Annotated in this window: 27 protein-coding genes; 18 read left to right on the top strand and 9 right to left on the bottom strand. The window is 38.9% G+C overall.

What is annotated here, in order from left to right:
• Positions 1 to 6: 6 nt before the first annotated feature.
• From ACFIME_RS07650 to rpsP, 4 genes are all read left to right on the top strand, one after another.
• Positions 7 to 663, top strand: coding sequence for a carbonic anhydrase (locus ACFIME_RS07650; RefSeq protein ID WP_375684752.1), 657 nt, complete (start codon positions 7 to 9; stop codon positions 661 to 663).
• Positions 664 to 893: 230 nt separating this feature from the next.
• Positions 894 to 2,462 (top strand): signal recognition particle protein, encoded by a 1,569-nt coding sequence (gene ffh, locus ACFIME_RS07645; protein WP_375633732.1) that lies wholly within the window; start codon positions 894 to 896, stop codon positions 2,460 to 2,462.
• A 24-nt stretch (positions 2,463 to 2,486) separates the two neighbouring features.
• Positions 2,487 to 2,816, top strand: coding sequence for a chorismate mutase (locus ACFIME_RS07640; RefSeq protein WP_375633593.1), 330 nt, complete (start codon positions 2,487 to 2,489; stop codon positions 2,814 to 2,816).
• Positions 2,817 to 2,832: 16 nt separating this feature from the next.
• Positions 2,833 to 3,207, top strand: coding sequence for a 30S ribosomal protein S16 (gene rpsP / locus ACFIME_RS07635; RefSeq protein ID WP_375612227.1), 375 nt, complete (start codon positions 2,833 to 2,835; stop codon positions 3,205 to 3,207).
• A gap of 135 nt (positions 3,208 to 3,342) precedes the next feature.
• On the opposite strand, the gene ACFIME_RS07630 is transcribed toward rpsP, so the two are convergent.
• A complete protein-coding gene (locus ACFIME_RS07630; protein WP_375606032.1) occupies positions 3,343 to 3,558 on the bottom strand; it encodes a DUF1674 domain-containing protein in 216 nt (71 codons plus the stop codon).
• 83 nt (positions 3,559 to 3,641) lie between these two features.
• On the opposite strand from ACFIME_RS07630, the gene htpX reads away from it, so the two are divergent.
• The 3 genes from htpX to ACFIME_RS07615 all read left to right on the top strand — a co-directional run bounded on the left by htpX (position 3,642) and on the right by ACFIME_RS07615 (position 7,916).
• Entirely contained in the window at positions 3,642 to 4,694 is a 1,053-nt protein-coding gene (gene htpX, locus ACFIME_RS07625) for a zinc metalloprotease HtpX (protein ID WP_375633592.1), read from the top strand.
• 47 nt (positions 4,695 to 4,741) lie between these two features.
• Complete coding sequence (locus tag ACFIME_RS07620; RefSeq protein ID WP_375662041.1) at positions 4,742 to 6,106, top strand: RsmB/NOP family class I SAM-dependent RNA methyltransferase; 1,365 nt, start codon at positions 4,742 to 4,744, stop codon at positions 6,104 to 6,106.
• A gap of 64 nt (positions 6,107 to 6,170) precedes the next feature.
• Entirely contained in the window at positions 6,171 to 7,916 is a 1,746-nt protein-coding gene (locus tag ACFIME_RS07615) for a heparinase II/III family protein (RefSeq protein WP_375684751.1), read from the top strand.
• Between the two features lie 927 nt (positions 7,917 to 8,843).
• Here the strand turns inward: ACFIME_RS07615 and ACFIME_RS07610 are convergent.
• The 3 genes from ACFIME_RS07610 to ACFIME_RS07600 form a co-directional block, all read right to left on the bottom strand.
• Positions 8,844 to 8,996: a DUF1127 domain-containing protein gene (locus tag ACFIME_RS07610; RefSeq protein ID WP_375684750.1), complete on the bottom strand. Its 153-nt coding sequence runs from the start codon at positions 8,994 to 8,996 to the stop codon at positions 8,844 to 8,846.
• 346 nt (positions 8,997 to 9,342) lie between these two features.
• The gene (purH, locus tag ACFIME_RS07605) at positions 9,343 to 10,962 is read right to left on the bottom strand and encodes a bifunctional phosphoribosylaminoimidazolecarboxamide formyltransferase/IMP cyclohydrolase (protein WP_375684749.1); all 1,620 of its coding nucleotides are present in this window, start codon (positions 10,960 to 10,962) and stop codon (positions 9,343 to 9,345) included.
• A 622-nt stretch (positions 10,963 to 11,584) separates the two neighbouring features.
• Positions 11,585 to 12,367, bottom strand: a complete 783-nt coding sequence (locus ACFIME_RS07600; RefSeq protein ID WP_375618316.1) for an SURF1 family protein — start codon at positions 12,365 to 12,367, stop codon at positions 11,585 to 11,587.
• Positions 12,368 to 12,661: 294 nt separating this feature from the next.
• On the opposite strand from ACFIME_RS07600, the gene rpmB reads away from it, so the two are divergent.
• From rpmB to ACFIME_RS07575, 5 genes are all read left to right on the top strand, one after another.
• Entirely contained in the window at positions 12,662 to 12,979 is a 318-nt protein-coding gene (gene rpmB / locus ACFIME_RS07595) for a 50S ribosomal protein L28 (protein WP_375622115.1), read from the top strand.
• A gap of 76 nt (positions 12,980 to 13,055) precedes the next feature.
• Entirely contained in the window at positions 13,056 to 13,739 is a 684-nt protein-coding gene (locus ACFIME_RS07590) for a VUT family protein (protein ID WP_375618314.1), read from the top strand.
• A 647-nt stretch (positions 13,740 to 14,386) separates the two neighbouring features.
• Positions 14,387 to 15,145 (top strand): DNA adenine methylase, encoded by a 759-nt coding sequence (locus ACFIME_RS07585; protein ID WP_375684748.1) that lies wholly within the window; start codon positions 14,387 to 14,389, stop codon positions 15,143 to 15,145.
• Between the two features lie 8 nt (positions 15,146 to 15,153).
• Positions 15,154 to 15,438: a hypothetical protein gene (locus ACFIME_RS07580; protein ID WP_375684747.1), complete on the top strand. Its 285-nt coding sequence runs from the start codon at positions 15,154 to 15,156 to the stop codon at positions 15,436 to 15,438.
• Between the two features lie 7 nt (positions 15,439 to 15,445).
• Positions 15,446 to 16,048 (top strand): HaeIII family restriction endonuclease, encoded by a 603-nt coding sequence (locus ACFIME_RS07575; protein WP_375684795.1) that lies wholly within the window; start codon positions 15,446 to 15,448, stop codon positions 16,046 to 16,048.
• A gap of 49 nt (positions 16,049 to 16,097) precedes the next feature.
• Here the strand turns inward: ACFIME_RS07575 and cobT are convergent, their stop codons facing one another.
• The 3 genes from cobT to ACFIME_RS07560 all read right to left on the bottom strand — a co-directional run bounded on the left by cobT (position 16,098) and on the right by ACFIME_RS07560 (position 19,810).
• Positions 16,098 to 17,993, bottom strand: a complete 1,896-nt coding sequence (gene cobT, locus ACFIME_RS07570) for a cobaltochelatase subunit CobT (RefSeq protein ID WP_375684746.1) — start codon at positions 17,991 to 17,993, stop codon at positions 16,098 to 16,100.
• Positions 17,994 to 18,007: 14 nt separating this feature from the next.
• On the bottom strand, positions 18,008 to 18,988 hold the full coding sequence (gene cobS / locus ACFIME_RS07565) for a cobaltochelatase subunit CobS (RefSeq protein ID WP_375684745.1): 981 nt from the start codon (positions 18,986 to 18,988) through the stop codon (positions 18,008 to 18,010).
• A 201-nt stretch (positions 18,989 to 19,189) separates the two neighbouring features.
• Positions 19,190 to 19,810 (bottom strand): J domain-containing protein, encoded by a 621-nt coding sequence (locus ACFIME_RS07560; protein ID WP_375606021.1) that lies wholly within the window; start codon positions 19,808 to 19,810, stop codon positions 19,190 to 19,192.
• Between the two features lie 124 nt (positions 19,811 to 19,934).
• On the opposite strand from ACFIME_RS07560, the gene ACFIME_RS07555 reads away from it, so the two are divergent.
• The gene (locus tag ACFIME_RS07555) at positions 19,935 to 20,207 is read left to right on the top strand and encodes a BolA family protein (protein ID WP_375612716.1); all 273 of its coding nucleotides are present in this window, start codon (positions 19,935 to 19,937) and stop codon (positions 20,205 to 20,207) included.
• Positions 20,208 to 20,225: 18 nt separating this feature from the next.
• Here ACFIME_RS07555 and ACFIME_RS07550 read toward each other — a convergent pair whose 3' ends face one another.
• Together ACFIME_RS07550 and ACFIME_RS07545 are read right to left on the bottom strand one after the other, a co-directional pair.
• The gene (locus ACFIME_RS07550; protein ID WP_375684744.1) at positions 20,226 to 21,194 is read right to left on the bottom strand and encodes a tyrosine recombinase XerC; all 969 of its coding nucleotides are present in this window, start codon (positions 21,192 to 21,194) and stop codon (positions 20,226 to 20,228) included.
• Between the two features lie 3 nt (positions 21,195 to 21,197).
• Complete coding sequence (locus tag ACFIME_RS07545) at positions 21,198 to 22,019, bottom strand: SapC family protein (RefSeq protein ID WP_375620953.1); 822 nt, start codon at positions 22,017 to 22,019, stop codon at positions 21,198 to 21,200.
• A 131-nt stretch (positions 22,020 to 22,150) separates the two neighbouring features.
• Between ACFIME_RS07545 and rimM the strand changes: the two genes are divergently transcribed.
• From rimM to sdhD, 5 genes are all read left to right on the top strand, one after another.
• Positions 22,151 to 22,708, top strand: coding sequence for a ribosome maturation factor RimM (gene rimM / locus ACFIME_RS07540; protein WP_375639818.1), 558 nt, complete (start codon positions 22,151 to 22,153; stop codon positions 22,706 to 22,708).
• 284 nt (positions 22,709 to 22,992) lie between these two features.
• A complete protein-coding gene (trmD, locus tag ACFIME_RS07535; RefSeq protein WP_375612244.1) occupies positions 22,993 to 23,691 on the top strand; it encodes a tRNA (guanosine(37)-N1)-methyltransferase TrmD in 699 nt (232 codons plus the stop codon).
• Between the two features lie 209 nt (positions 23,692 to 23,900).
• The gene (gene rplS / locus ACFIME_RS07530; RefSeq protein ID WP_375662046.1) at positions 23,901 to 24,341 is read left to right on the top strand and encodes a 50S ribosomal protein L19; all 441 of its coding nucleotides are present in this window, start codon (positions 23,901 to 23,903) and stop codon (positions 24,339 to 24,341) included.
• A 470-nt stretch (positions 24,342 to 24,811) separates the two neighbouring features.
• Entirely contained in the window at positions 24,812 to 25,213 is a 402-nt protein-coding gene (sdhC, locus tag ACFIME_RS07525) for a succinate dehydrogenase, cytochrome b556 subunit (RefSeq protein ID WP_375606014.1), read from the top strand.
• An 18-nt stretch (positions 25,214 to 25,231) separates the two neighbouring features.
• On the top strand, positions 25,232 to 25,618 hold the full coding sequence (sdhD, locus tag ACFIME_RS07520; RefSeq protein WP_375612246.1) for a succinate dehydrogenase, hydrophobic membrane anchor protein: 387 nt from the start codon (positions 25,232 to 25,234) through the stop codon (positions 25,616 to 25,618).

Here is a 25,618-nt window from a genome sequence, read left to right as displayed (position 1 = left end):
GAGAGAATGGCGCATTTACCAGAAAGACTTTTAAGTGGTTACCAAAACTTTATAAACAATCATTTTTTATATAAAATAGCAGATTATCAGCAATTGGCGATTGAGGGGCAGAAACCTGAAGTTTTGGTCATTGCTTGTTGTGATTCGCGTGCAGTACCAGAAATGATTTTTGATGCTAAGCCAGGGGAAATTTTCACTCTGCGCAACGTGGCGAATGTGGTTCCTCCTTTTTCTCCTGATGACCAATATCACGCAACATCAGCAGCTCTTGAATATGCTGTGCAATTGCTTGAGGTGAGACATATTGTCGTTTTTGGTCATGCCCATTGTGGAGGCATTCGTACTGCTCTTAATGAGACATATAAATCTTTATTATCAAATGATTTTATCGGTCAATGGATAAGTCTCTTAGCTCCAGCAGCAGAAGTTGTTTTGAATAATAAGTCGTTGTCGTGGCCAGAAAAACAGACGGCATTAGAGCAGCTTTCTATTCGCCATTCGTTGAGAAATTTAGAGACGTTTCCGTGGATAAAGCTTCGCAAAGATCAAGGTTTTTTGACATTGCATGGGGTTTGGTTTGATATCTCTAGCGGAAAATTATGGAGCATGGAACAGGAAACAGGTTGTTTTATGCGTGTTGAAGTTGAAAGTTTTGAAGTATAGTATTTGTTGTTTTTATTTCTTCGTATAAAAAGACATTTTATGATAAAACTTGACAAAGCTGGGGTTTTATTGTTTGAAGGAGCAAGCTTTCAGTGACAAAATTAACTTGGAGCCACCGACTGAGACCCCGGTTTAAGGGTATAAAGAGATCTCAGAGGTCAACATCCGACGGCGCGATGCGTTCTCGGATGCTATTTTGGTTTGTTTGTTATGCAACAATGAGGTAAATGATGTTTGAATCCTTGCAAGAGCGACTTGGTTCTATCCTGTCTCATTTGACGGGACGTGGCGCTTTATCGGATCAGGATGTTGTAGAGGCGCTGCGTGAAATTCGTCGCGCTTTATTGGAAGCTGATGTTGCTCTTGATGTTGTGCGCTCTTTTACCGATAGAGTTCGGGAAAAAGCTGTTGGGGCCGAAATCGTTAAATCAATTAAACCAGGCCAAATGGTGGTTAAAATTGTTCATGATGAATTGGTTCATATTCTTGGAAATGAAAGCGTTCTGAGTGATTTAAATGCACCAGCTCCTGTTGTTATCATGATGACTGGTTTGCAAGGTTCGGGAAAAACAACCACAACAGCAAAGCTTGCAAAACGTTTTACTGATAAGCACAATAAAAAAGTTCTCATGGCGTCATTAGATACACGCCGTCCCGCTGCACAGGAACAATTGCGCCAATTGGGAGAGCAGGCAAAACTTGCAAGCTTGCCTATTATTGCGGGTCAGCTGCCCGTTGATATTGCATCACGTGCCGTGCAGGCTGCTAAATTGGGTGGTTATGACGTGCTTCTTCTTGACACAGCAGGACGTAATCATATTGATGAAGCTTTGATGCTCGAATTGGCTGAAATTAAAGCATGTTCCCTTCCTCATGAGATTATGTTGGTGGCTGATAGTTTGACGGGGCAAGATGCCGTTCATCTTGCTCGTTCTTTTGATGAGCGTGTAGGGATTACGGGGATTATTTTAACACGGATGGATAGTGATGGGCGTGGTGGCGCTGCTCTTTCTATGCGTGCTGTTACAGGTAAACCAATTAAAGCAATTGGAACTGGTGAAAAAATAGATGCTTTAGAAGAATTTCATCCCAGTCGTATTGCTGATCGTATTCTCGGAATGGGGGATATTGTTTCTTTGGTTGAAAAAGCTGCAGAAACAATGGATCACAAGAAAGCTGCTGCTTTTGCAAAAAAAATGCAAGCCGGAAAATTTGATCTGAATGATCTTGCAGAACAGTTGCAGAAAATGAAAAAACTGGGTGGAATGGGCGGTATTATGGGCATGTTGCCAGGAATGGGGAAGGTCAAAGAGCAGATTGCGGCTGCGGGGTTTGATGATCGTTTGTTTGATCGTCAATTGGCCATTATTTCATCTATGACACCGAAAGAGCGGGCGAATCCAGAGCTTTTAAAACATAGCCGCAAACAACGAATTGCTAAGGGGTCTGGTACGACAGCGGCTGATATTAATAAACTTTTGAAGATGTATCGCCAAATGGCTGATATGATGAAAGCTATGGGTGGTAAAGGAAAAAGTGGTTTTATGGGAAAAATGTTGGGAGGCCTTGGTTCCAAAATGGGTTTTGGTGGTATGGGAAACTTGGGAGGGGATTCTCCAGCTATGCCGGATTTGTCGGGATTGGATCCAAAGCAATTCTCAATGCTTCAAAAGCAAATTGAAAATGGTAATGGAGGGAAGCTCTTGCCCGGACTTCCTAAGCGTGGATCTACATTTCCTGGTCTTTCCAATGGCATTGTCGATGGGGGAAATTTTCCTCAGCATCCTAAGAAAAAATAAGATGTAAAGAGGGAAAGGAATATAATGCAGGAAACAGTATTAAACGAATTGGCACATTTACGAGCATCCATTGATAATTTTGATGCAACCTTGATTCATATCTTAGCAGAGCGGTTTCGTTGTACGAAAGCTGTTGGGCGCTTAAAAGCCCATTATGATTTGCCTAAAGTAGATCCTCTGCGTGAGCAATATCAGGTAGCGCGTTTGCGGCAATTGGCTATAGATAGTCATCTTGATCCTGATTTTGCTGAAAGATTTTTAAAATTTATTATTAAAGAAGTTGTGAGTCATCATGAAGTTATTGCTGAAGAGCAAAAAACAAAAAAAGTCAATTTAAACGAAAGCCAGAGCTGACAATAGGAGATAAAATATGGCATTGAAAATTCGTTTGTCCCGTGGAGGTTCAAAAAAACGTCCTTACTATCATATCGTCGTTGCAGATGTTCGTAGTCCGCGCGATGGACGGTTTCTTGAACGTGTTGGTGCATGGGATCCAATGTTGCCTAAAGATGGACCGAGGGTGAAACTTAATGAAGAACGTATCCAATATTGGCTTGGGCAAGGGGCTCAACCAACAGATCGCGTTTTACGGTTTTTAGATGCAGCTGGCTTGAAAAAGCGTCCAACTCGTAATAATCCACATAAAGGTGAACCGGGTAAAAAAGCACAAGAACGTATAGCAGCAGCAAAGCAAGCGGCAGAAGAAGCAGCGGCAGCGGCTGAAGCAGAATCTGCTACAGCATAAGAAGCATGGTTGTTTAATCAATGTGTTTTTAAAAGCTTTAGAAAAATAAATATTATCCGTTTTTGTCTATCAAAAACGGATTTTCTTTAAAAAGTTGCTTGTTTAAATCGCGCTGGTTTTTTTAAATCAATGGTTTTAAAAATCAATGGCGCGGCCTTTAATTTCCCAGTCTCCATAGCGGGAAGGGTCTTTGCCGCCGCGTCCGCCGTTTTCTAAAGGTTGTTCTTTTTTTGTTGCGCGTTTTCGTCTTTCTTCAGCTTCTTTAAGGGCGCGTTGTGCTGCGGGAGAAAGAGATTGCTGTTTAATGACAGTTGCATTTTTTTTGCTTGTTTTCTCATCTTTTTTATTCATTTTACACCTATTCCATTGAAGAAGCAGAAAGAAAACACCATCATATAGTATTGATTGACTTTTATCATGGAGTTTTTTGAGTAATGAATATAATGCGTACAGCTATGCTTTTGGCTTTTTTAACTGCTCTCTTTATGGGAGTTGGTTATCTTGTTGGAGGGGGTGGTGGCATGGTCATTGCTCTTTTAATGGCAAGTGGTTTAAACTTTTTTTCTTATTGGAATTCAGATAAAATCGTTTTACGCATGTACGGGGCGCGTGAAGTTGATCAGCATTCAGCACCAGTTTATTATAAGATTGTAAGCGATTTAGCTAAAAAAGCTTCTCTTCCTCAACCAAAAATTTATGTTATTGAGAATGCACAGCCAAATGCTTTTGCGACGGGACGTAATCCGCAAAATGCAGCTGTTGCTGCAAGTACTGGGTTGTTAGAGCGGTTAAGCGCTGAGGAAATTGCCGGCGTTATGGCGCATGAGCTCGCACATATTGAGCATCGTGATACGTTAACAATGACTCTAACCGCAACGATTGCAGGGGCAATTTCAATGCTTGGTAATTTTGCTTTCTTTATGGGAGGGGGAGGACAGCGTAATTCTTCAGAAGATTCTCATGGCGCTGGGGCAATTGGAGGATTTATTGCATTGCTCGTGGCGCCTTTTGCAGCGATGCTGGTGCAAATGGCGATTAGCCGTACACGGGAATATGCTGCGGATCGTAGAGGGGCTGAAATATGTGGTAATCCTTTATGGTTGGCTTCGGCATTGCGTAAGATTGCTGATGGAGGACGTGGGGTATATAATGAAGAAGCAGAGCATAATCCAGCAACCGCGCATCTGTTTATTATTAATCCTTTGAGCGGTGAGGGAGCGGATAGTCTTTTTTCGACACATCCAGCAACTGCAAATCGTATCGCTGCTCTTTATCAGCAAGCAGAAGAGATGAAAGGGGCTCTTGCCAAAAGTGTGGGATGGAATAAAGAAGACGCTATACATGAAAAAAGCAGCGGGATGAACTATGGAGATTTTCATAGTGGTCAGACTCATGCATTAGGTGAGCAAGAAAACAGTTCTTTTCAGCGTGTTACAAAACGTCCCTCTTGGCTTCGTTATGAAAATTCAAAAAGATCTGGTTCATAGAGTTATTGAGGGAGCTCTTGAGAAAATAGTGATATAAAGGTGGTGTTTTGAAACACAAAAAAGCGGGGCATGTGTCTGAAAAAAATGTTCCAGGATTAGCTGTTCGACAGGTGTGTGTGCGTCTTTTGGGGGCGGTAGTTGATAAGTACACGCCTCTGTCTGGTTTGACGGATAATGAACACGGACATCCACAATATTTGAAGCTTTCACAACGAGATCGTTTGTTATGTCGGGCTATTTTAACAGCTTCATTGCGTCATCGAGGGCAGATTATGGCGGCTCTCTCACGCTTTTTGGTGCGTCCTTTGCCTTCACAAGCACTTTCACTTCAGCATCTTTTGCATATCAGTGTTGCACAAATTCTTTATCTTGATATTCCCGATCATGCGACTATTGATTTAGCTGTCCGTGTGGCGAAACTTGATCCTCGAATGCGCCGTTTTTCAGGGGTGGTGAATGCTCTTTTGCGCAATGTTGCGCGTGAGGCAGAGCCTTTACGCCAACAAGTTCCTACCATTGAAGGTGTTCCAGCGTGGTTTGGACAGCTTTTAGTGTCAGCTTATGGAACAGAAAAGGCGCATAAGATTATCGCAATTCAAAGTGTGGAACCTCCTTTCGATTTGACAGTAAAATCTGATAGTGGTGGATGGGCTGAAAGGCTTGGCGGTGTGGTATTGCCCAATGGTTCTGTTCGATTGAAGCGTCTGGAGTGTTCTGTTTCTGATTTACCAGGCTATCGTGAAGGGTCTTGGTGGGTCCAAGATTTTGCAGCAGCTTTGCCTGCTTGTTTACTTGGGAATATTGAGGGTAAACGCGTTGCTGATCTTTGTGCGAGCCCTGGAGGAAAAACAGCACAATTGGCTTTGCAAGGGGCTGAGGTGACTGCAATTGAGCTTTCTGCTAACCGCATAAAGCGTTTAAAAGAAAATATGGAACGGCTTCATTTTTCAGTTCACATTTGGCAGGGCGATGTGAGAAATTTCTATCCCACACAGCTTTTTGATGTGGTTCTTCTTGATGCTCCTTGTTCTTCTACAGGAACAATCCGTCGTCATCCAGATATTTTATGGACGAAATCGAGGGAAGATATCGTCAAGTTAGCGGCGTTGCAATATGATTTGCTTGTCGCAGCAATTTCTTTGGTGAAGGTAGGGGGGCGGATTGTTTTTTCCAATTGTTCATTGGCAAGAGAAGAAGGTGAAGATCTTATTGAGAAAATTTTATCGACACGCAATGACATTGTTTTAGACCCTATTTATCCAGAGGAAATGGGAGCACTGGAACATTTGCTTTGTGGGGGGATGTTACGGACAACGCCTGCGGATTTTTGTCATAAAAATTTTGATGCTGAGAAAACCGTATTTTTAGGAATGGATGGTTTTTTTGCTGCGCGCTTACGAAAAATTGCTTAATTAACGCTTCATTTACAAAAATGGTCGAAATTGTATTTGATTCAGCATAAATGGAGATGAAATTTTGGCGGTTGCGGTAAAAGCTCCTCAGGTAAAAGTGGCAGCCTGTATCGATACGATACAGAATGTTATGCGGCGTTTATGGGTTGGACCATTGTTTCGTTGGCGATTTTCAGGGTTTCGTCCTCATAAAATTTTAGCGCATCCCATGGATTTGCATGTAGCTGATCCGATGATGGCGCATGAATTTTATCATGGTCGTTTTGCTTTTGCTGGTCACATTGTTCATTCTGGTGCTGTTTCGCCGTTTTCATTGGTTCCACCAACGCTAGAATGGGAAGCGGCTCTACATGATTTTCATTGGTTGCGCCATATGGAGGCAGCAGGAAGTGATTTAGCTTCTGCACATGCACGCTCTCTTTTAGAAGATTGGTTTGACCATGCTGGCAAGAAGGTAAAAGGGCTTGCTTGGAGTAGTCCTGTTGTGGCGCGGCGCTTGATTTCATGGATTTGTCATTCGAAAATGTTGTTAGAAGGGGCAAGTGAGCGGTTTGAAAAACGCTTTTTGCGTGCACTTGGTTTGCAATTTCGTTATTTGCGCGTAACAATTTGTAGTATGGAGCACAATGATCAACGTTTACAAGCAGCAGTAGCTTTGACGTTTGCATCTCTTGCTTTGCCTGTTTCTGCGGCAGTGAAAAAAAAGGTACAAACCACACTTATAGAGGAGCTTTCTCGTCAAATCCTAGTTGATGGTGGGCATATTTCCCGTAGTCCTGTTATTTTGCTGAATTTGTTATCGGATTTATTGTCGTTACGGCATCTTTTTATGCGTAGCAATGAAACAGCACCCCGTATTTTGATTGATTCTGTTGAGCGTATGTTGCCAGCTTTACGATTCTTTATCCATGAGGATCAAACGTTGGCCCATTTTAATGGGGTTGGTCCCCTTGTGTCGGAACGATTATCATCACTTTTGGAGCTTGATGAAACAGGAGGACATCCTTTTAGTTATGCCCGTTATTCAGGATTTCAGCGCTTAAAAGCCAATCAAACAACAGTGCTTGCAGATACAGGAAAGTTTCCACCCCGCTCTGTAGCACAGCAGGCTTGTTCGGGGTGTTTGTCTTTTGAAATGTCTTCACAAGGGCACCGTTTTATTATCAATACCGGTGTTAATCCTGATGGGCGGGAAGAGTATCGACATTTAGGGCGTGTTACTGCAGCACATTCAACAGCTACGCTTAATGATTGTTCAGTGGGTGCTTTTTATCATAAAAAGAAAAATGGCGCGCCATTTTTGTTTGATGGACCAACAGATGTTCAAGTGTGCCGTATAGAGGATTCAGAGAAGACAGGTTTTATTGCGAGTCATAATGGTTATGTGCGACCCTTTAATCTTATTCATGAGCGTGGTCTTATTTTGGCGACAAATGGAGATACGATCGAAGGTTTTGATCGCTTTTTTATGCCAAATAAAGGGAGAAAGAGACACAAGAGTGTGCAAAATGAACAAAATTATGTTGCTGTTCGGTTTCATCTTCATCCACAAGTTGAAGTTAACTATGATGGCAAACGTGTGTGTTTAGCCGTAAAGAACGAGAACGTGAAGAGCGAACAAGTATGGTATTTTATATCGCCTGACGCAGATATTTGTCTTGAAGATTCGATTGATTTTGCAGAATTAACAGGTCCACAACGGACACAACAGATTGTTTTATATTTTCGTCCTGCCTTTCAGGAAAAAGTTCGTTGGCGTTTTATCCGTAAAGCATTTGATAAAAAATTAGAACATTGTTCCAACCCATAGTATATTGCGTTTTATCTTGCGTGTCGCAAAACATCATCGTTTATTGTGGTAATATTCTCAAAATTTGAAGATCATATCAATTTTATACACGAAGCATTTTTTGGGAGTATGGGTTGGATGTTTTTAGGCAAGGTTTGCTCATAGAATCTCATGAGGTGATGCTAAAGGGATTGGCTTCAGAAAAAAAGGTTTTTGAAAGACCATTGTTGACAGATGAGTACTAGTTAAGGATTTTGATCCTTTAAAGATATGGAGAGAAAATTAAGCCGTTGCTTATCTTCGATAAGTTTTTAAGTGTGCTGTTGGGATCAATATTTCTCTCTGAGAGAGTTGCATTAATAGGATTACGCTCTTCACGAAAAACAGAGCGCTATTGTATTGTATATTCACGGACTTATTTTAAAGAAAAATCCCTTAACGCTTCCAAGCCTATTTTGCGATGATGCCCGTGATGGGTATAACGGTAAATCCATTAAGCACCCCCATCTTTACGCTTATGAAGGAGCAGCTCGGCACTATCACACTATTTATCAGTGCCCAATGTTTGTAACAAGCTCTTGGCACTAGAGATGGTTCATAAGAGGCATTTTTAGCCTTTTCTTAATAGCTTTTATCCATACAGCTCTCCCCGCGCTTGTAACGTGCAGGCGAATGGTTTTGGTTGATTCAACATACATAGATTTGAAATGGAAGAATTTTACGGTATTCGGAGTTCTAATTCAATATGAATAACGCTAAATTATTATTACAAATCAAATGTTGTACATCACAGAAGCATTGAAAATTCGAGAAACAATACATTACAATGGCCGAGAAAAATAACCCCTCTGCTCTTTGTTATTATACTAAAAATGAAGTCATAATAACAAACCACAAAATGCGCACTTTTTTATAGCAAAGCATTCTCTCAAATATCTCAAACAATTTTCATAAAGATTTACGCGAATAACGTCGTGCAATTGAATCAATATCACCTCGACAAATTCCAAGATCGCTGAGTTCATATGTTGAAAGACGACTTAACGCATTAACGGTTCGACGATAACGACGCCAATTACTATAAAAATGTAGAATATTCATATCCTCTACTCAAACTTTTCATTACACTCTTTAGTTTAAGAATAGAGTATATTACTAAAAAGAGTTGTGTTATAATATCATAGCAGGTATGCATCTACATACAAGATAATGTCCCTTTAACATTTTCCTCATGCGAAAGGGTAACCATTAGAAATATCAACAAGAACATCTTATCCCTAACCAATGGCTAAATTATGTGCATTTTCTGCGGTGATAAACTTCTTTACGTGTAGATTCTTTGGATTGAATAACTGCTTCCATTTCAACAGTTATCAATAGTCATACGATAATTATGAAAAATTCCTTGAAACATTTGTCTCATACGAAAAGAAAAGCAGCAAAATTATTAATGGCGGAAGTGACGTGTTCCTGTAAAAACCATCGCTAACCCCTGTGCATCAGCAGCGGCGATAACTTCTTCATCACGCATGGAGCCTCCTGGTTGAATAACTGCTGTTGCTCCTGCTTCAGCTGCTGCTAATAAACCATCAGCAAAAGGAAAAAATGCATCTGATGCAACAACAGATCCTTTTGTGAGAGTTTCTGTTAAGCCTGCTCTTTGCGCACTTTCTGCTGCTTTACTTGCAGCAATTTTGGCTGAATCGATGCGGCTCATTTGTCCGGCTCCAATTCCAACTGTTGCGCTATTTTTCGCGTACACAATAGCATTTGATTTAGCGTGCTTTGCTACACGAAAAGCAAATTGAAGATCACACATTTCATCTTGAGTTGGTGCCCGCTTTGTCACTACTTGCAATTTAAGATCATCGACTACCACGTTATCACGTGATTGCACTAAAATACCTCCTGCAAGTGTTTTCGCAAGAAGTCCTCCACAGCGTGGATCAGGAACTCCACCTGTAATGAGCAAACGAAGATTTTTTTTCTTGGCAATAATTTCACGTGCCGCCATTGTGGCATCAGGAGCAATAATCACTTCTGTAAAAATTTTAACAATCTCTTCAGCACATTCCTCATCAAGGGTTTGATTTAAAGCAACAATTCCACCAAATGCCGATACATTATCACACATAAGAGCTTTCAAATAAGCTTCTTTCAAATTTTCTCCTTCCGCAACACCACAAGGATTGGCATGTTTAATAAGAGCGACAGCAGCGGTTTTTTGCGGATCAAATTCTGCCACAAGCTCAAAGGCTGCATCTGTATCATTCAGATTGTTATAAGAAAGCGCTTTGCCTTGTAAAAGTTTTGCTGTTGCAATACCAAAACGTTTTTCATTATTGCGATAAAATGCTGCCTGTTGATGTGGATTTTCCCCATAGCGCATAACACTTTCAAGATGACCGGAAAAACTCTGCCATGATGGAATTTCAATTTTTAAATCCCGTGCAAACCACGATGCTATTGCCGTATCATAAGCAGCGGTGTGTGCATAAGCGCGCATTGCTAGCTGATGACGCATAGATAAGCTTAAACATCCATTATGCTGCTTTAATTCAGCTAGAATCGAATCATAATCTTTTATCGCTGTTACAACACCGGTATAAGCATAATTTTTTGCCGCGGCGCGAATCATCGCCGGTCCACCGATATCAATATTTTCAAGAATCGTTTGTCCATCAGCTCCCGATAGGATCGTCTCTTCAAACGGGTAAAGATTTACCACCAAAAGATCAATTCCATGAATGCTGTTCTTTTCCATAGCTTCCCTATGGCTAGGATCTTCTCTTACCCCTAACAAAGCACCATGAATCAAAGGATGGAGTGTTTTTACACGCCCATCCATTATCTCAGGAAATCCAGTAACTTCAGCAACATCTTTTACGGGTAAACCAGCTGCTATGAGGGTTTTTGCTGTTCCTCCTGTTGAAATTAATTCAACATTGTAAGTAGCATGAAGAGCTTGTGCAAAAGCAACCACACCCGTTTTATCAGACACAGAAAAGAGAACACGACAAACCCGATGAAGATCAGGTACGGGAAAATTTTTGGCAACAACACCCATAACAGCAGCCTTAAAAATGAAAGAGTTAAAATTCTAGTAAAACAAGCTTATACATTTATAGCATAAGCCTTTAGCAAAATACACTGAAAGGATAAACTGTCTTTTTAGAATATAGGATGATTCACCTTTTTCTATTATACTGTAAAAACCTCTCATTTGAGGTGTGGTGATAGGTATAAAAGTCTCATTGAGACATTAAATGTTTTTTTGTTGCTTATAACTCAATATCTCATCTTCATAGCAGTTGTGAAACAAAAAATGTATCCGTATGTTCTTTGCTATATTAGCTTTTATATTAGATGAAGGCGAAAAGTATTGCGTATATCAATTGGAGTAATCTCTGAAATGGGAAACAATCTAATGAAGCAAGAATATAAAATTATAAAGGTAAAAATAGGTGCCTATCTTTCCTATTATTTTTAAATTTGACTTTATGTTTTTCAAAAGCGTTTATGACAATTCTTTTTAAGAGTGTCGCGTAAATCTTTTGTGGATGGTATAAAGTTCATTGTATGCCTATGATCTTTAATTTAACAAAGGCGCAAGTTGGTAGCTTTTATTCTCTTTATCAGTTTTCAAGATTCTAAAAATTTTTGTTACTTGAGATGGAAGAGGTATTTTTTTAGTTTTTTTGCCGTAGCAGAAAAAGAAAAGCTCCTAACACACCAGCAGCTAAAATAAACCACGTGATTGCATAAACGAGGTGATTATTTCGAAAATGAATAATCGTAAGACCAACGACGGGAAGTTTTGCTTGTGGAGATGTTTTTCTGGCATCAATGAAATAAGGAGCAACAGTGGACAAACCAAGTTTTTGTGCCATAGCCGGGAGATCGCGCGTATACCATAAATTTTTGTCAGGATTATTTTTACGCGGGAAAAATCCATTTTTTTCACTCATGCGTAATAAACCTATAATCGTTGTTTGTTCTGTGTCCGTGGTAGAATTTTGCTGAGATGAGGCATTTGTATGCGATTGCTCTGAGTTTTGAAAATTGTTACGTTCATCCATGGGGATAAAGCCACGGTTGATAAAGATCAGTGTATTATCAGCAGTTTTTAAAGGAGTCAAAACCCAATAGCCTGTAGTATTTTGAGCGGCAGCAGTGACTAAAATATTTTTATCTGTTAAAAATTTTCCTGTGATAATAACAGGTTGATATTCATATTTTTCAAAAGTAACATCTGACCATTGATTTTTTGGAGGGGCTTTTATGGGGGGCAAATGAATGCGTTGATTGGTACTGGTGATAAGATTTGTTTTCCAGTTTAACCGTTGTACTTGCCATATACCTAATGCACTGAAGAGAAGAAAAAAACAAATACATAAAGTTCCAAATAAAAAAGAAGAAAAACGGCAAGAATTTCCCTGAAGCTTTGTCATAGGGGGCTCTTTTTTGCTCATGATTTGTGCTTCCTTTCGGGACAATAGGCTTTTATTCTAACATGTATATATTAAAAAAACATTTTGTACGCGTTTTGGTGGAATTTGCACGCCTTATTGAGGAAAAAGATGAAAAATGAGCCAACAAGAGATGAAAAAGGTTTTATAAAAGACTTGACCTTTTGTTGTCGACCCCCTATTAGAAAGAAACTTCCCAATGATGCCCGTTCAAGGTTGCATTGCGCGTGTTTTGCGTTCATTGTGTCCTTTGGGTATGGGGATTTGAAAGTTTCTTAGAGTTTAAGGGTGAAGTTTATGTCTCGTGCATGTGAATTGACAGGGAAGACGGTTCTGTATGGTAATAATGTTAGCCATGCGAATAATAAGACTCGGCGTCGTTTTTTACCAAATCTTTGCAATGTGACATTGATTTCAGAGGTGTTACAGCAAAGTTATCGCTTGCGTATTTCAGCAAGTGCATTGCGTTCTGTTGAGCACCGCGGTGGTCTTGATGGTTTTTTGATTAAAGCAGACGATAAAGAGTTGTCACAACGTGCGCGTTTGTTAAAACGCCAAATCGTTAAGAAAAAAGCTGAGCAAGAAGGTGAGCAGAAGGCTGAACAAGCAGCGTAATTTTCAGCGTTATTGTTTTTGGCTTTTTTCTTTTTGATCGCTCTGTTTTATTGGTTCCATATCCCAGGTTAAAAAAATGTCTTCAAGCGGTCCTTTATTAGAACAGCAAAAGAAAAGGTATGTTGTTTTTTCTATTTTTGCAATGTGCCTTGCTGTCACGGCTTCTAATATTTTAGTTCAATATCCTGTCTATTGGTTTGATTTGAATGAGCTGTTGACTTATGGGGCTTTTACTTATCCATTTGCTTTTCTGATCAATGATTTGACCAATCGTTTTTATGGTCCATCTGCTGCGCGGCGTGTGGTTTATGCTGGTTTTTTTACGGGTGTCTTTGTTTCTTGGATATTGGCGACACCACGGCTTGCACTTGCTTCTAGTTTTGCATTTTTATTTGGGCAACTCCTTGATATTGTTGTTTTTACTCCTTTGCGACGTAAAACATGGTGGAAAGCACCTTTAGCAGCAGCGTTGGTTGGTTCAGCTTTGGATACAGTGCTGTTTTTTGCTCTTGCTTTTTCTAGCTCGTTTGCTGTTCTTGATAAGATAACAGGCTATGCTGATAGTTCACTAGTGGAGAGTACTGTTTTGGGAGGGATAGGCATGCCAGTTTGGCTATCGCTTGCTTTTGGTGATTTTTCGGTAAAAATTATTATGAGCCTGTTTATGTTGATTCCTTATGGAACAATTCTTAATATTGTAAAGCTTCCTCTTTATCAAAGTCCTTCAAAGGATGATTCTTCTTTTGTTTGTAACAAATAATGGTCTTTGTTCTTTTGTTTTGCTAAAGAAGAGGGGAGGGGAGTTATGTCCTCTAAGGGCAGAATTTAAGCGGATTTATAAGAGGTATTTTGATTCTTTTCTCAAGTTGTATTTATCCATACATCATCTATGCTTACGATGTGTAAGGAAATGGTTTTGACTGATTCAGTATGGGATAAGAGCATCTTATCAGCATTAAAAACAGATAATAAAGCTCTTATAAAGGATCAAAAATGTTTTGTTAAGAGTTGTGATGTCTTACTTATGATTATTTGAGCTATAAGAAACTTGGTTCTTATAAAGGAAAAAACATTTCGATATACATTTGGGTAGTATATAAATAGAAAAATAAATACCAATGGTATCAAGTCTTTTTTGACAGTTTTAAAATTTGGTTATACTGATATTTATCATTATTTTAGTAACAAATGTTTGTGCAGATATGTTAATGAATTTACAATTTGTTATAATGCGATCTCTGTAGAATTTGGCAAACGCTTCGAGTGTTTATTTTAGATAATTGTAGGTTAGAAATGCGATACTTGGAGCTGATAGTATGAATAAAATGATAAATCAAACAGATCATACAGAGGCTTTATTTGATAATTTTGTATTAACTTCCTTGAAAAAACAGAGAGACTAGGGAGTTGCCTATTGTAAAATCACCTCTTTGTTATCCGGGAGGGAAAAGTCGTGCTGTTCCTATGATTATTAATAACTATATAAGGAAACAGAAAACTTTATGTTCTCCTTTTGTGGGAGGCGGTTCAATTGAATTAACCTTAGCAAAAAGAGGAACAAGGGTTTATGCTTATGATGCTTTTAAGCCGCTTGTTATTTTTTGGCAGATGCTTTTGAAAGATGCTTTAGCTCTTGCAGAAAAAGTGAGAGAATATGAAGATATGACTCCCGTAATGTTTTATAATCTCCAAAAAACTTTTGGGAATATTAAAAATCAATTAGAGATTGCTGCCGTTTTTTTTGTTCTTAATCGTTCTTCTTTTTCCGGAACGACACTTTCTGGTGGTATGTCTCCAGGACATCCCCGATTCAATTATCGTTCTATTGAACGGCTTAAAGATTTTAAGATTGAAAACTTCATAGTGGAACACAGAGATTTTACAGAAAGTATTCCTAAACACTCTAACGATTTTCTTTATTGTGATTCTCCGTACCTTATTAATCAAAAACTTTATGGTCACAAAGGCGATAAACATAATTCTTTTGATCATCAAGCTCTTGCTGAACTTTTGAGAAAGCGTCAAGGATGGGTTTTATCTTATAATGATTGTGTGGAAGTTAGAGAACTTTATAAAGGACATACAATACTTAATCCTGAATGGACTTACGGTATGGGAAACAATAAAAAATCAAATGAACTCGTAATTTTGAGTAAGGATCTTTAGGAAATTGCATGAATCAGGTAGAAAATGGAAAAGCCTTTGAATATGCTTTGGCTATGGGTTTTAAAAAAGCAACAAAGGCTTCTATAGAGTTTAATTCGTCTTTTCAAATAGCGGAGTCTTTTTATAATTTATTTAATGATACTGAAAAAAGGCTTTTAAATCTTGCTTCTATTGAAGCAGCCGTTTTTTACAATTACATGATAAAAATATTAGAAACACGAAAACTATTGTTCTTCAGGAAGATTTTGTTGGGATCAAAGGAGATGTCCGTGATATTATTTAAAAGTTCCTGAAAATCCTATTGGTATTTCTGCAAAACATAATCATAGCGCTATCAAACATCCTCGCCTTTCCAGTAAAATAGATTTTGGTAAAGAATGGACAGGTTATTCTTGTAGCAGCGTTTATTTCAATGAAGTTAGGCCTATTTTTGATTATTTAGCAGAGCTTAGAGATAAGAAGATGTTCTTTAGAGATATAGAGGATAAAGACAGCAGAGTTTATCTTCCAATCCTAGAAGCTTTTTCTAAAGAACTTCAAAGGCTTTGTTTAGATTATCAAGATAAATTTGTGAAGCTATTGTTTCAGTATGTTATAGGTTCTTATGATTTTTATAAGATTATGATAGATACAAGATCTAAACAAAAACGGGTTATTATTCAGTCTTTTAATTTGAATGGCACTCTAGGATATGGTCGTAAATGGAAAATTCCAAGCAAAATTTTATCCGTTGCACTAAAACCAGAAAGTAAAAACAAACTCATTATAATTTTTGAAGATGGTTGGAGCATTTCTTTTAGGATTCATAATGCATCCAGTAAAGTAGAAGCTTCCTTAAAGTTCGATATTCAATTTGTGGGATTATCTTCTCAGGTTGTTAGTCATCAAATTCCGATGGTTTAATGATAGAGATAATTTTTTAAAATGTAATCGTTGCTGATTCAAGGCAGGTTTATTTCTTATGAATATGAGTTCTTTTATCACTAAAAAGTATTTCTAATTGTTTTGTTATGGCGTCGGCGAGTTCTTCAGCATTCATAATTGTTACAGCACGTTGATAATAACGTGTGACGTCATGACCAATTCCAATGGCAATGAGTTCGATAGGGGAGTGTGTTTGGATTTCTTGAATCACTGCGCGTAAGTGTTTTTCTAAATAATTGCTGGAGTTGACCGATAGTGTCGAATCGTCAACAGGAGCACCATCAGAAATGACCATGAGGATGCGACGTTGTTCACGCCGTGATAAAAGGCGTTGATGAGCCCAAATCAAAGCTTCTCCGTCGATATTTTCTTTTAATAATCCTTCTTGCATCATCAAACCTAAATTGCGTCGTGCGCGACGCCATGGGGTATCAGCACTTTTATAGATGATATGGCATAAATCATTGAGGCGTCCAGGATTATGGAGTTTGTTTTGGGTAAGCCATTGTTCGCGCGATTTGCCTCCTTTCCAAGTTTTGGTGGTAAAACCTAAAATTTCAACTTTGACACCACAACGTTCAAGAGTTTGTGCCAAAATATCAGCACAACTTGCAGCAACGCTAATGGGGCGTCCGCGCATTGAGCCAGAATTATCAATGAGGAGTGAAACAACTGTGTCCCGAAATTGGGTGTTGCTTTCCATTTTAAAAGAAAGGGGTTGCATGGGGTCAATAATTAGACGTGGAAGCCGTGTTGTATCAAGATATCCTTCTTCAAGGTCAAAGTTCCAGTTGCGATTTTGTTGCGCCATCAAGCGGCGCTGGAGACGGTTTGCTAAACGTCCAACGATGTTTTGCAGATGATTGATTTGCTTATCAAGATAACGGCGTAAGTGATCTAACTCGTTTTCAGAACAAAAATCTGTTGCTTCCAAAATTTCATCAAATTGACGGGTGAAGATTTTATAATTGCCAAGTCTTTGCATTTGTTCCGAATCAGAAAAAAGGTGTTTGGGTTTGCTCGGCTTTTCTTGCCAAGGTCCATTTTTTTGCTCGCCGTCAGCTTGATCATTGTTGTTTGATTGTGTCGCTTGTGTTTTTCCATCATCTTGCACATCACTTTCTTGTTCAGTGCTGGTTTGTTTTTCACTTTGAGCGTGTTTTTTGTTTTTACTCTCTTCTTCTCTTTGGTCTTGAGGTTCACACGCATTTTTTAATTTTTTATTGTTTTCACTGTTAGAAGCTTCAGCTTGTTGCACTGTCATTTTGAGTGTAACAAGCATTTGGCGAACAATCTGTGCAAAAGCTTGTTGGTTGTAAATATGATGTGGGAGTTCATTGAGTTGTGATGCTGCTTTTTGTTCGAGTTCTTGACGCCACAATTCTAAAACAGGACCCGCTTCTCTTGGAGCTGCGCGCTTTGTTATTTTTTCACGCAATAAAAGTGCAATCGCTTCTTGGATGGGGGCTTCACTTTGGTTGCTAATCTTATGATAATGGGCTCTTTTGTATTTATCGGCGAGCATGACATCAAGATTTTTTGCAAGTCCCTCCATGGCTAAAGTACCAATTGCTTCAATACGTGTTTGTTCGAGGGCATCAAAGATAGCATGTGCTTCTGATTCTGGTGGAGAAAATTGCATGTGAATGCGGTTGTCATGCCATGCTTTGCGCAGAGCCATGGAATCACCTAGTCCGCGGGTAATAGTGATGTCTTTATTCGTTGCGTATTGAGGTAATTCTGGTAAACGCGCGCAACTTTCGCTTAAAGATGGTCGGTTATGACTAAAGGAAACTTCAAGGTTGTTTGTGCCTGCAATTGCACGCATACAGGTGGAAAGTGCTTTTTTAAAAGCTTCAGCATTAAGAGTGTTGTTGGAAGAGTCCTTTGCCAGATTTTTGTTGTCGCCAATATCGGTAGCCATGAGTGACAGATTCCTTAAGGCGAAACACCATGAATGAGTGATTCGGGAAGCTCTTGTCCAAAGGCGCGTTGATAAAATTCTGCAACAGTGGTACGTTCGAGTTCATCACATTTATTGAGAAAGGTTAATCGGAAGGCAAAGCCGACATCTTGAAAAATTGTTGTATTTTCTGCCCAAGTAATGACGGTACGTGGACTCATGACAGTTGAAAGATCTCCATTGATAAAAGATTGGCGTACCATATCAGCAACATGAACCATTTGTGAAATTGTCTTTTTTCCCTCAGCCGTTTGAAAAGATTTGACCTTTGAACAAATGATATTAACCTCTTTATCATGGGGTAAATAATTGAGTATCGTAACAATAGACCAGCGGTCCATTTGAGCTTGATTGATCTGTTGGGTACCATGATAGAGACCGGTTGTATCACCAAGACCAATGGTGTTTGCCGTTGCAAAAAGACGAAATGCTGGATGGGGAGAGATGACACGGCTTTGATCAAGTAAGCTTAGTTTTCCAGAGGTTTCAAGAACGCGTTGGATAACAAACATAACATCGGGACGCCCCGCATCATATTCGTCGAAAACAAGAGCAATATTATTTTGATAAGCCCATGGCAAAATGCCCTCTTTAAATTCAGTGATTTGTAAGCCATCTTTTAAAACGATAGCATCTTTTCCTACAAGATCGATACGACTTACATGACTATCAAGATTAATGCGAAGACAAGGCCAGTTAAGACGTGCAGCAACTTGTTCAATATGCGTTGATTTCCCTGTACCGTGATAGCCAGAAACCATTACACGGCGGTTAAAGGCAAAACCTGCGAGAATCGCTAAAGTTGTTTGCTGATCAAAAAGATAATCAGGATCGATATCAGGAACATGGGGACTTTTTGTGCTAAAAGCAGGGACTTTCAGATCTGTTTCAATATGAAATAGATCGCGAGCACAAAGTGTAATATCGGGCAAATTTTCAACGGTAAGATTTGTCATTATGTTTCTGGAAGGGAGAGGACGCTATTTATTCATTAGAAACGATACAAGAGTTAAAGTATTTATGCAATGCTCTATAATGAGAGCCTTAGATGTTGAAGAAAGATTTTTTTACGTATTCTATAATGTTTTGCAAAAAAGTAACATTTTGCGCAAATAATGATGGTCTAAATGAAAATAGACTCATATAAGCGCATGTTTTCAGCACAAACCAGACTTTTTTAGCAAATTGTAAGCATGTAAAACATCACGAAAGCGCTCTTCTGAAGCACGATTACCACCATTGGAATCAGGATGGTGCTTTTTTACCAACTCTTTATATTTCATTTTGATGTCTTCTGCTGAAGCGTTTGCCTGTAGTCCCAGTGTATCAAAAGCTTTTGCTTCTAAGGGCTTTAATTTTCGTGAGAACTTATTGCTTGAATGCTGCCCAGTAAAAAGCGTGAAGGGATCGCGCATGCGATTTTGATAGGCAGCTGTGCCAGAGCGAATCTTTGCATAATTCGCGGCTGTTTTTTTCGATGTACCATTGCTCAGATCTGTAGGCCATGTCGGACGATGTCCTGTGAGAGCATCCTTTTGAAATTTTGCGATATCTTTATTGCTAAGACCAGAGAAGTAATTAAAATTTTTATTATAGGCGCGTACGTGTTCAATACAAAAATATAAATATTGTCCTTCGTGATTTCGACCTGCTGGTGCTTTATGGGACCCTGTTTTTTCACAACCTTCCCACTGACACTGTTGTGCTTCTGGCTCAGCTTTTTGTTTTTTATTTGAGCTTATGCGAATTGAATCGAATAATTTAGATGTTATTGTCATATTATTGGTTTATGCAAAATTGATTAATTTTACAAGAATTGACTTTTGAAAAATTTGTTTTCACACTTATTCTATTATGAAAAAGGTGTATTTTTGCACGTTCATTTTGTTTGAGGAATGAAAAATGTTTATAGAAACAATAATTCAGAGAAAGCTTCAGGATGCTTTTCATCCGCAAAAGCTTGAAGTGATTAACGAAAGTCATCTTCATGAGGGACATCCTCATAATGAACATGCTTTTGATGGTAAAGGAGAAACACATTTTCGAGTGAAAATTTTATCTTCTTCTTTTTCTAATATGACACGCGTAGAAATACATCGAGCGATTTATAAAGTTTTACAAGAAGAGTTAGCTACTTGTGTTCATGCTTTGGCACTTGAGGTTGAAACACTCTAATTTTTTGATGAGACGTTTTTAGGAACGGGGATGGGCCTTTTGATAGATTTTTAACAAATGGTCTGTATCGACGTGGGTATAGATTTGTGTGGTGGAAAGACTAGCGTGCCCAAGAAGCTCTTGAATCGTGCGCAAATCTCCCCCCCGTGATAAAAGATGGGTGGCAAAAGAATGGCGCAGTGTATGAGGCGTTGCAGTTTCTGGTAAACCAAGGCTTGCTCGTAAGTTGCGTACAGTTTTCTGAATAATGGCGGGCTGTAGGGGACCGCCTCGTGCCCCGCGAAATATGGGTTGGTTATCCACTAAAGGATATGGGCAACATTTGAGATAATTTTGTACAGCTTCGTAAACAATTTTGATGAGAGGAACAAGGCGTGTTTTGCCGCCTTTTCCTGTTATAAATAAACTTGTTTTTTCAGGATCAGAAAATTGTTCTGGTGTGAGGCTTAAGGCTTCTGATATTCGCATTCCACAGCCATAGAGAAGCATGAGGACAGCCGCATTACGAGCGCTAATCCAAGGTTCATTTTCTAGCTGGTTTTCTTGTTTGACTATGTGAAGTGCTGATTTTATCGCTAAAGGTTTTGGGAGCAATTTGGGGTGTTTGGGGCTTCGGATAAGTTGAGCCGCCGGAACATTGACGATTCCTTCACGTGATAAGTATTTGAAAAAAGAACGGATGCCTGCTACTCCGCGGCTTAAAGAGCGCGCACTTACATTGTTTGTACGCCGATAAGCAAGATAAGCACGCAAGTCACTGATGCGTAAATGAGCAAGATCTGTAAGGGTTGGTGTATGATTTAAGTGCTGACAGAGAAAAGACAAAAATTGCCGCGTATCACGTTCATAGGCTTGCACTGTTTGTGCTGACATACGACGTGTTTGGGTAAGACACTCTAACCAATTTTTCCTTGCGTTTAAAATTGCATGGTCTGCTGGAATGAGAGGAATATTTTCATCTTTTCTCTTGTCGTTTTTGATGGGCATTATCTAGTTGAGAGTTTCTTTCTTTTTAGATTTTTCATCGTTAGAATGACCATTCTTGTTTTGGGGTTGCTCTTCACGATTGATAAGTTGCTTTTCACCTTTGAGAGAGAGTATTTTCACAAGATTGTGTGTTGACATCAAATGCGCAAAAATTAATCCTAAAAAGCCATTTTTATGAAGTTTGGCAAGTTGACTTGCTGATAATTTATTCAATTTTTCTTCATCAACAACCCAAAAATGTTCCAATTGCGCTGAGAGACCTTTATCGTTTTTCACATTGATGGATTTTTGGCTTAGAAGATCCATTTCTACAAGAGCATCAATAAACTCAGAGGTTTTCTCCATAGCGATTTTAAAACTTTCAAGAAAGCGAATACGTTCTTCCATAAAAGGAGAAATAGAGCCATCGGAATTAAAAAGTTCTGTTCCTGCAACTTCATTAAACATACCGGACTGTTGATCAAAGCACACAGAAAGTTCTTTTTCATTGCTAATTTGTGCCAAAACAAAAGGATAGCGACGGACAAAAGCAGGAACATAAGTATTGTTTTTCCAACTTTTATCAGAAGCGATATAGTCATTTTCGTCATTAGAAAGACCGACAAGAGCTGCGGATGTGTAGTGCCGTTTTTTTTGTTCATCTTCGGCGCACATAAATAAAATAGGATAGTCTAGTGCTGCTTGAAAATATTCAGTACTTGCTAAAGGAACCCAATGAGTATCCTTGGCAAAAGACATATCACTTGGAGGAGCAAATTTTAGATTTTTATGGGAAATTTTGTTGATTGGTGTGATATCTTTGTAAAATAGCATAATATTTGCCATAAGACTTTCTCCTTTATTAATTTGTTTTTGTTACCAAGAAAGGTCTTTTAGAAGATTGTCTCATATGGCAACAAGATTGAATAGAAAACTATAAGATTGAAGGGTTCATTTTTGAGAGATAATATTTTTGCATGAAGTATAATAAAGAAAAGCTTAAAAATAAAGTCTATCTTGCCATTATTGGTATGCCTCATGGTATAAAAGGAGATGTTTTTGTTAAAATTCTAAGTGCTGAGCCACAGCGTTTCAAGTTTTACAGCACTCTTTATGATGATATGGGGCGTTCTTATGAAATTGTAACTCTTCGCATACAAAAAAATAAGGCGATTGTACGTTTTAAAGGGGTAGAAAATCGTAATGCGGCTGAGTCTTTAAAAGGTATTCGCCTTTATGTGGCGCGCGATCAATTAATTGATGATTTGATGGAGGATGAGTTTTATCAAGTCGATTTAATAGGCTTGTGTGTCCAAGATTGTGGGGGAAAAATCTTAGGTGAAGTGTGTGGTTTTTTTAATTTCGGGGCTGGTGATTTGCTTGAAATACGTTTGAATACAGGTAAAAGAGTTCTTATTCCCTTTAGTAAGGCGGCGGTACCAGAAATTTGTATGGATTCTGGTTTTCTTGTTGTTGATTCCATGGCCGCTGGTTTAATTGATGGGGGAGACAATGATAAAAAGGAAATAGCTTGAATCTAAAAATAAAGATGAAGGTAAAAAACAACAGATGAATTTCGTCAATAAAAAGTGGAATGTGTGAAAATATTAAAAATGCTCTTTTGAGCAGATATTGTAAGCACTTTATCTCGAAATAGTCCTGAATTTTTAGAGTCTTTTTTAGTGCAAGTATTTAGAAGGATCGTATTGAATATGGCGCAGATCAAGGAGACTCAAATTAACGCTATAGCGTTAAAAGTCTTGTTTGTGCTATTTTTGCTATTAAGAGTCTGTTTAAGAAAATAAGGATAAGAAATAAAATGAAGTTTCAGGCGCGCGTTTTAACCCTTTATCCTGAAATGTTTCCTGGTTTTTTAGGGTATTCTTTAGCAGGGCAAGCTTTAGAGCGTGGAATTTGGTCACTGGAGACGGTACAGATTAGGGATTTTGCTTTAGACAAACACCATAGCGTTGATGATAAACCTGCTGGTGGGGGAGCTGGTATGGTAATGCGGGCGGATGTATTGGCGGCTGCTCTTGATTGCTGTCCACAGGATTCGCCAAGATTGTTGATGAGTCCACGTGGACGCCCTTTTGACCAAGCTTACGCGCATAGCTTGGCTCGTGATACGGGTGTAACGTTAGTTTGTGGACGTTTTGAAGGGGTTGATGAGCGAGTCATAGAAGCACGAGAATTAGAAGAAGTTTCTATTGGTGATTATATTCTTTCAGGGGGTGAAACAGCTGCATTGGTTATCTTAGATGCTATTATACGTCTTCTGCCTGGAGTGATGGGGAATGCAGCTTCTGCAAGGTGTGAAAGTTTTGAAAATGACTTGCTGGAACATCCGCAATATACCCGCCCTTCTCTTTTCGAAGGGCGGGGTATTCCGCCTGTATTGCTCTCAGGTCATCACAAAGCGATCGCAGATTGGCGTCAAAGCCAAGCCGAATTGTTAACACGTCAACGTCGCCCTGATCTTTATGCGCGTTATAATAAAAATCATCAGAAAACTTGATTCATATGATAAGGTGGTGTATTGCATGGCTCTCTTTTTAGAGAGTTTTTTATAAAAGGTTTTCTGTAGTTCCAAAATTAAAATGAAGGAATGGTGTATTCGCTCCTGTGTAAGACATAGCCTAAAGAGCTCCTTATTCTTAATAAAGGCTTTTTTGGTAAGAGTTGAGCGCTCTGACTGTTCGATAAAGAACATGAAGGATAAAAGAAATGAATATTATCGCACAGCTTGAAGCTGAACAATGTGCAAAAATTGAAGAAAAGCGCCAATTTCCAGCATTTCAGCCAGGAGATACAGTCCGTGTTATGGTGCGTGTGACAGAAGGTACACGGACGCGTGTTCAGGCTTATGAAGGTGTCTGTATTGCGCGTTCAGGCGGTGGGTTGAATGAGACCTTTACAGTACGCAAGATTTCTTATGGTGAAGGGGTGGAGAGGGTATTTCCTGTTTATTCTCCTTTGATTGAAGGTGTTGAGCTGGTGCGCCGTGGTAAAGTGCGCCGTGCAAAACTCTATTATCTACGTGGCTTGAGAGGTAAAGCTGCACGTATCGCTGAAAAGAGAGATTATCGGAAAAAAGCTGAAAAGGTTGTTGAGAAAGTAGAAGCAGCATCTGTCAGCACAGATGTTGAAAAGAAAGTTTCTGAGTAAAGATTATATCGGCTAAACTTTATGCAAAAGCGGCTTTTATGCCGCTTATTTGTGTCTTTCTTGATTCGTTTTGCCTTTTAAAGGGCTTGGAGTGGACATAAAAATGTTCAATCTATCAATTTTTCCTCTTTTTATTCTTAATTATGGGTGCAATTTAAGAGACCATTGCATATATCGTGGATACTCAAAAGGATAAGTTTAATCTGAAAAAATGTCTGTTTATATTTGGAAAAGATTTTAGACCTTTGACGTGAAGATAAAAGTGTATTAGATTAAGGCGAGTTTTGCGGATCATATCCGGAGAGTAATCGGTTTTTTTATGCGTGACCTTTAATCCGTTATTTGAGACAACCGACCTGTAATATCGGTATCTTGAGATGCCAAACAAGTAAAAACGAGAGAGTATGTTTAGTCGTTTTGCGCGAACTTTCTCGTTCATTGCGGTTGCAAAAACCAGGTCAGGATATTTTATGATAGAGACAACTAGGATAAAAGAGCGCCCTCGTTCCCCTCATATAAGTATTTATCGTTGGACAATTACTATGGCCATGTCCATTGCACACCGCATTACGGGTATGGCACTTTATGTTGGAACGGTTTTTCTTGCTGTTTGGTTAATTGCTATTGCGTGTGGCGAGGAGACATTTAGAACAGTTTACGAAATTTATAGTTCTTGGTTTGGATTGTGTATTTTGTTTCTTTATACTTTGGCAGGGGTTCATCACATGGTTGGTGGTGTTCGCCACATTGTTTGGGATCTGAAGCCTTGCCTTTTGGCAAAAGAAAAGGCAACAGTCACTGCTTGGGCGACAGTTTTTATTTCTCTTATTGTTACTTTTGCGATTTGGATTATTGGATATACCGTTGTTTAGCTGGGGGTGAAAAGAGACATGAAAAAAGATTTTCGAACGGAACTTGGAAAAGTACGGGGGCGTGGCAGTGCTCATGAAGGAACAGAGCATTTTTGGCTAGAACGTTTGACGGGGTTTATCAATCTACCACTTTTGATATTTTTTATTGTTCTTATTCTTTCGCTTGTGGGCAAGGATTATAGTATTGTGCGTGCACGGCTTGCACATCCTATTGTTGCTATTTTGATGGGATTGATGACTTTTTCGGTCCTTTATCATATGAAACTTGGTATGCAGGTGGTGATTGAAGATTATATTCCACGTGAAGGTTTTCGGATATTCTTTTTGACGTTAAATATTTTATTTTGTTTTCTCATAGGTGGTATCATTATTTTTTCTCTTTTGAAAATTGCATTAGGGGGTTAA

The organism is Bartonella sp. AP1QHHD (genome assembly GCF_042196265.1).
GTDB lineage: Bacteria > Pseudomonadota > Alphaproteobacteria > Rhizobiales > Rhizobiaceae > Bartonella.
The sequence above is the reverse complement of the archived record's forward strand: the minus strand, read 5'-3'. Positions and strand labels throughout refer to the sequence as shown.